The sequence below is a fragment of the Desulfobacter sp. UBA2225 genome (assembly GCF_002348205.1).
Classification (GTDB): Bacteria; Desulfobacterota; Desulfobacteria; order Desulfobacterales; family Desulfobacteraceae; genus Desulfobacter; species Desulfobacter postgatei.
This window is the reverse complement of record NZ_DDYV01000282.1, coordinates 1-6,057: the sequence shown is the minus strand read 5'-3', so window position 1 is coordinate 6,057 and position 6,057 is coordinate 1. Positions and strand designations below refer to the sequence as shown.

Below are 6,057 nucleotides of genomic sequence, written 5' to 3'. Positions count from 1 at the left end.
AAAACCTAACCGGACATCACTGACACTTATTGAGAAGTTACGTTATCTCTGTAGCCTTTTTTGTTTTGTGGGTGAAGCGTAAGATTGTTACGAGGAAAGCAAAAAAAAGGGGGGCTGGTCAAAAACCAGCCCCCCTTTTAATCAATTGTACTGATTAAAAGCTATTTTCTGTTGGCGTAATCAGCATAGCCCATGGCAACCGTACGGTAAACAATATGAGCCATTTTTGAGTACGGCAGGAATGCAAACAGGTTGAAGATGGCAATCAGGTGTATCCAGTAAAAGAAATAAGAAAGCCATGCGATTTCAGCCAGGCGGGCCATTTCCGTAAGCATACCGGAAAGGCCTACTGCGAAGACAACACCAAGAATGAACCAGTCTTTATAAGTTGTGATCTGTTCCTTGTTGGTAAGTCTGCTCTTGATCATTATGCCTGAACCAATGACCAGGGCAACACCTGCGATATTGGCCAGCCATTTAATTGGGTTAAGCTGGGGATAAGGACCGGCATAACCGCCTACGTAAAGCATGATACCGCATACTGCTGTTACAATGAAAAGGCCGATAAAGGCAAAAAGCACCATCATATGCGGGGTGGCGCGATCTTTGTTGGATCCGCACTGGGTGAATTTGTTATGTTTCAATATCATGGGTATGACATTTTTAATAGACATTAAAAGGGCTTTGTAATCAAGGCTGGTTTTGTCTGTTTTGCCTTCAAGAACCGCATTGTCATGAATGTCCACAATGAAGCGTTTCAGGGCAAGAAAGAAAACAACAGTTGCAAAAATAGCCAGGGGAACAAAGGTCATATCCACAAACCAGGTGGATACAAAGTTGGCATGGGCGATAACATGTTCTGAACCTTCATGGGCGTGGGACCAGTGAAGTCGTCCGCCAAGGGCATCACCGAACAGGAAATGAAAAATTTTTTCCATGGTGCCGCCAAAGCCCATTGTGATAATGGCAAGCAGCGCAAACCAGGCAGCCGGAATCCCAAGCAGAAGCGGCAGTTTGGATGGATCATTTACAGCCTTGGCAAGGGATTTGGGGGTTGCGTATTCAGTGATGGCTGCAGAGCGGATCGCTGCCAGTACATCACCGGGAGCTGCGCCACGGGGGCACATATCCGTGCAGTCACCGCAATTGTGACACAGCCAGATGTCACCATTGCTGATCAGTTTGTCTTTAAGACCCCATGAGGCAGCAATCATTTCCTTTCTGGGGAAGGGGCTGTTTTCAGGTGCAATGGGGCACACCACGGAACATGTGGCGCATTGATAACATTTTTTAAGGGTTTCTCCGCCAAGACCTCTAAGCTCGGCAATGAATCCCAGATCAGGTTGGGCAAGATAATTGGCACTCATAGTACTATATACCTCCATTAAGTTTATATGCCGTCGTTAGAATCCTTTGAACGGGTTCGGGCCAAGTGCGTCCACTTCTTCAACAAAGTCGTTGATGATCTGGGGCAGTTTATCATAGTCATCAATGGCGACTTCCGCAAAGGCAACACGTTCGTTTTCAAGGGCCAGTGAAGCAAGCGCATCACCGATCTTTTTCACACGGATTTCAGCAAGTTCGGAACCTTTGACAAAATGGCACTGGTAATCATCGCCGTGTTTGCAACCGATGAGGATAACGCCGTCAAGACCCTGGGCCAAGGCGTCCTTGATCCAGATGGTGTTCACGGAACCTAGGCAGCGAACGGGAATCACCCGGACATCCGGTGAGTAGTCGACACGGTTCATACCCACCATGTCGAATGCAGGGTATGCATCGTTTTCACATACCAGGGCCAGAAAACGCAAGGGCGGTTCACTATAATCGTCCTGAGACGGAACAGTGATGGCCTTGACCTGAGAACCGATACTGTCGATGGTATAATCGGCAAAGGAGATAATACGTTCCGGGCAGGCACCCATGCATGTGCCGCAGCGGCGGCAACGGGTGGGATTGGCTTTTGGGGTTCCTCTGGCGTCATCATCCAAGGCGCCGAAGGGGCATTCAACCGTACAGCGTTTGCACTGGGTGCATCTCTGGAAGAAGAAGTCCGGATAAGTCAAGTCACCGGAACGAGGGTGAACCGACATGCCGCGGTTGGCGCTTTCAATACACTGAATAGCTTTCAGTGCTGCACCGGTTGCGTCTTCCATGGACTCTTCAATGGTCATGGCCCGGCGGACGGTACCGGCTGCGTAAATACCGGTTCTCTGGGTTTCATAAGGAAAGCAGATATAGTTCGAATCAGCATACTGCCCGAAAATATCATTATCCCTGAAACCAGGGCCCTGGCGGTAGGCCAGGTTGATAACCGGGTCATCCTTGGTGACCGGAACCATACCGCTTGCCACAACAACCAAGTCCGCTTTAAGCACGAGGTTCTCACCAAGCAGTGTGTGTTGGGCTGTTACCATCAGTTCTGAACTCATGGCTGTAACGTCGGTGACGGCACCCTTGGTCATGAAAATACCGTCATCCTGCTGCATGGCCTTGTAGAAATATTCCTGCAGACCTGGGGTTCTCATGTGCTGGTAAATAACATAGGCCTTGCCGTCAGCATAATCTTCCCTGACATAACGGGCTTGTTTCAAAGCCACCATGGAAGTTACGGAACCGGCGTAGTCAAAATCGCTGTCGTCTTCATCTTTGCCGGCAGACTGGATAAATACAACCCTTTTTGCTTCTTTACCGTCGGAGGGACGCAGGATTTTACCCTTGGCTGCAATCAATTCAAATTCGTCATTGGTGACCACGTCAGGATTGTCCACGGACAAATGAGCGTATGCTTCGCCTTTCAGGACATCAGGCCGCCAGCCGGCAGCCAGAACAACGGCGCCGTAAAGCTCTCCGTTCGGATCAAGGGAAAGGATATCTTCTCTGCCTTCATTGAATTTCAGGTATTTTTGATGGGCAGCATCAGCATCCAGTTCCTTGCCGTTTTCATCCACCAGCTCTTCAGGAGGCAGCGGAAAGGGTACGTCAAAGGGAATTTTTTCACCGGGTTTTTTCATGGTTACGGTGAATTCACCCGGCTGGCCGGCAATACGTGCCACCAAACAGTTGGTCCGCACATCAATGTTGGTATTGCCCTCAACTTCCTGGACAAGTGCATCCACCACAGGTGCCTGAAGGGTTTCAAAGGGAGGCTGAACAGGCATCTGCGCGCGCAGTTTGGCTGCATATCCGCCAAGGGCAGCCGTTTTTTCTACAATGGTCACTTGATAGCCGGCTTTGGCAGCATCCAGGGCTGCAGACATACCGGTTACGCCGCCGCCGATAACCAGCACCTTTTTGGAAAAGGATTCTGTCTGGTAAGGCGCGGGGAGTTTAACTTTTTCAAGGCGAATCATGCCCATTTTGATATAGTCCTGGGCCTTCATCTGGATCCGGTCAAAGCTTTCTCCATCATCTTTCTGCTCTTCGGTCAGGGCTGGGTAGGTCTCGCGGGAATGGGGCCATACCACACCTTCCCTTAGATTGGCCCGTTCAATAATGCATCCGGGGAAGTTAAATACATCAAAGTTCACCCGGCGGGAACAAGCGCCGATAACCATGGCGTTTACCTTGCCATCGTCAATGTCCTTTTGAATGAGTGCCACACCTTCTTTGGAGCACAGGAAGGGGTGGGTGGTGCAGTTGACGCCCTCGTTGTCGGGGACACCTGCTAACGCTTTCATGTCAAGTGTGTCGCCGATACCACAGCCTGTGCAGATATATACGCCGTATTTTTTATCCATGGTTTGTTACCTCCTCAGAGTCTGAATGGCTTTAAGGGCCATGCCGGTTGCATTCTGGTTGGATGTCACAACATCGGCCGGTTTATTGGCACACCCTGCTGCAAACAGGCCGCCTTTGGAAAAATCATTGATAATAAAGCCTTCGTCATCAAAGGTCAGATCAGCTGCGGGCTTATCAATGGCGCAGGTGGGCTGCATTCCGGTGGCCAGCACCAGCATATCAACGGTTTGTCTGATTTTTTCACCTGAGATGGTATCTTCGGCCACAAGGTTGATGTTGCCGGTCCCGCTCTCTTCACTGACTTCCGCAACCTTGCCTTTGACAAAGAATACGTTTTTATCCGCCTTGAGTTTGGCATAGAAATTTTCGTATTTTCTGCCGGGAGTCCGCAGATCAATGTAATAGATGTAAATTTTTGCATCAGGATATTGGGCTCTGATATATGTGGCATGTTTTAAGGATGCCATGCAGCAGATATATGAGCAGTAGGGCAGATGGTTTTCATCCCTGGAACCTGCACACTGCGCAAAGGCAATGGTTTCAGGTGCCTTGTCGTCGGACGGGCGGATGATTTTACCTTCGGTGGGGCCGTTGGAAGATGCCAACCGTTCCAGCATCATGTTGGTGATGATGTTCTGGTAACGGCCAAAACCAAGATTGTCAATGCGGGTGGCATCATAGGGCTGCCATCCGGTTGCGAATACAACGGCACCGACTTTCAGGTCGAATGTGTTTTCTTCCATGGTAAAATCAATTGCGTTATATTTGCATGCTTCTTTGACCTTTTCCCGGTCATCCTTACCCATGGCCGGATCCATGACATACCGCTGTGGAAAGGCCATGTTGTGCGGCAGATATGCGGCCTTGCGGCGATCCATGCCAAAGTTGAATTCATTGCTGATTTCAGTTTCGCACACTTTTGCACATTCACCGCAACAGGTGCAGTTGCTGTTTACATACCGGGGTGCAGTTTTCACGCTAACGGTATAATTTCCAGGCTTGCCGTCAACGTTCTGTACCTCGGAAAGCGTGTACACCTTGATGTTCTTGTTGTCTTTGAGTCGTCTGTAATTGATTTCAAGACCGCAGGTAGGCGGGCAGAGTTTGGGGAAGTAGTGCTTGAGCTGGGAGACTCTTCCGCCAAGGGAAGCTTCCTTTTCAATAAGGAAGACTTCGTAGCCCACTTCGGCAGCTTCCAAAGCGGTTGTCAGGCCACTGATTCCACCGCCAACCACCATAATGCTTCCACTTACCGGGGCTGAATTTTCTGTAGTCATGCTGTCCCTCCGTGCATTTCAGTTGTGTAGTTGTGTTGTGTATGAGTTCCAAATTTTGTATGCCGGTTCCTGGCAAACCCAATTATATTCGGTTTAAGCCCGGGGTCGGCATCCTGATCTCCTTATTTGCAAGACTGCAAATTAACCTATAATCCGTTTGTTCGCAAGCTTGCGAAAAAGGAGACAGGGCCGGGCAGGCATAATCTGAAAAACCTCCAGGCACCGGTAAGCCGGCACCTGGAGGTTCATATAAAGACATCCTTAGGTTAAAACGTCTTACCGCACTAGTCGGAGATGATTTTAACGTAGGGTTCTTTTTTCAGAGTCCACTCGTTAGTCTTCTTGTCATAAGAAGAGTTAACAAAGCAGAACCATTCTTTGTCATTCTGGCCCATGAAGTCGCCTCTGTAGTAGAAACCGGGGAAGCGGGATTCTTCACGGAACTGGATGTGACGGGTGTGAGCCTGAACAGTGTAGAGACGATGCATAACTTCCCATGCTCTGAGCAGTTCATGCAGATCGCCGGCAGCAATTTTCTCAAGGTCTTCACGGAACATTTCGAACAGGTCCATGAGAACTTCAAGGGATTTGCCGTTGGTCATGTAGAAAGTACCGGTACCTGCACCATACTCATTGGTCATCTTCATCAGACGCATAGCCATGCCGGCAGGTTTGCAGTATTTGGGGTTTACGTCTGTTGCTGTGGTGTATTCAAAGTTATCCAGGTAGTTGTATACCGGATAGTAAACCATGTCCACCAGCTCTTTGTCGGATTCAGCAATACCGGAAACCTTGTCGCCTTCGGCTTTCAGGTACTGAATCATTGATTTGGCAATGATACGGCCTTCTGCATGAGATCCTGAAGAGAACTTATGACCGGAGCAGCCAACGCCGTCACCGGCAGTGAACAGGCCGCGAACGGTTGTCATTCTGTTGTAACCCCATTTGTAGGAAGCCGGTACCCAGTCTTCCTCGGGACCGGAGCACCAGATTCCGCAGCATCCGGAGTGGGAACCCAGCAGGTACGGTTCGGTGGGCA

3 protein-coding genes and 1 pseudogene are annotated in these 6,057 nt (G+C 49.5%); all 4 read right to left on the bottom strand.

Annotation, left to right across the window (positions count from 1 at the left end):
- Positions 1-161: 161 nt before the first annotated feature.
- A complete protein-coding gene (qmoC, locus tag B3D59_RS14755) occupies positions 162-1,367 on the bottom strand; it encodes a quinone-interacting membrane-bound oxidoreductase complex subunit QmoC (protein WP_286821100.1) in 1,206 nt (401 codons plus the stop codon).
- Between the two features lie 36 nt (positions 1,368-1,403).
- Positions 1,404-3,740, bottom strand: coding sequence for an FAD-dependent oxidoreductase (locus B3D59_RS14750; protein ID WP_286821098.1), 2,337 nt, complete (start codon positions 3,738-3,740; stop codon positions 1,404-1,406).
- 6 nt (positions 3,741-3,746) lie between these two features.
- Entirely contained in the window at positions 3,747-5,018 is a 1,272-nt protein-coding gene (locus B3D59_RS14745) for a CoB--CoM heterodisulfide reductase iron-sulfur subunit A family protein (RefSeq protein WP_286821096.1), read from the bottom strand.
- Positions 5,019-5,302: 284 nt separating this feature from the next.
- Positions 5,303-6,057, bottom strand: a pseudogene (locus tag B3D59_RS14740) (adenylylsulfate reductase subunit alpha); the annotation flags it as partial.

Bases quoted from the DNA above. Each gene is read 5' to 3' on its own strand.
- qmoC (WP_286821100.1), bottom strand. From the start codon at position 1,367: ATGAGTGCCAATTATCTTGCCCAACCTGATCTGGGATTCATTGCCGAG.
- B3D59_RS14750 (WP_286821098.1), bottom strand. From the start codon at position 3,740: ATGGATAAAAAATACGGCGTATATATCTGCACAGGCTGTGGTATCGGC.
- B3D59_RS14745 (WP_286821096.1), bottom strand. From the start codon at position 5,018: ATGACTACAGAAAATTCAGCCCCGGTAAGTGGAAGCATTATGGTGGTT.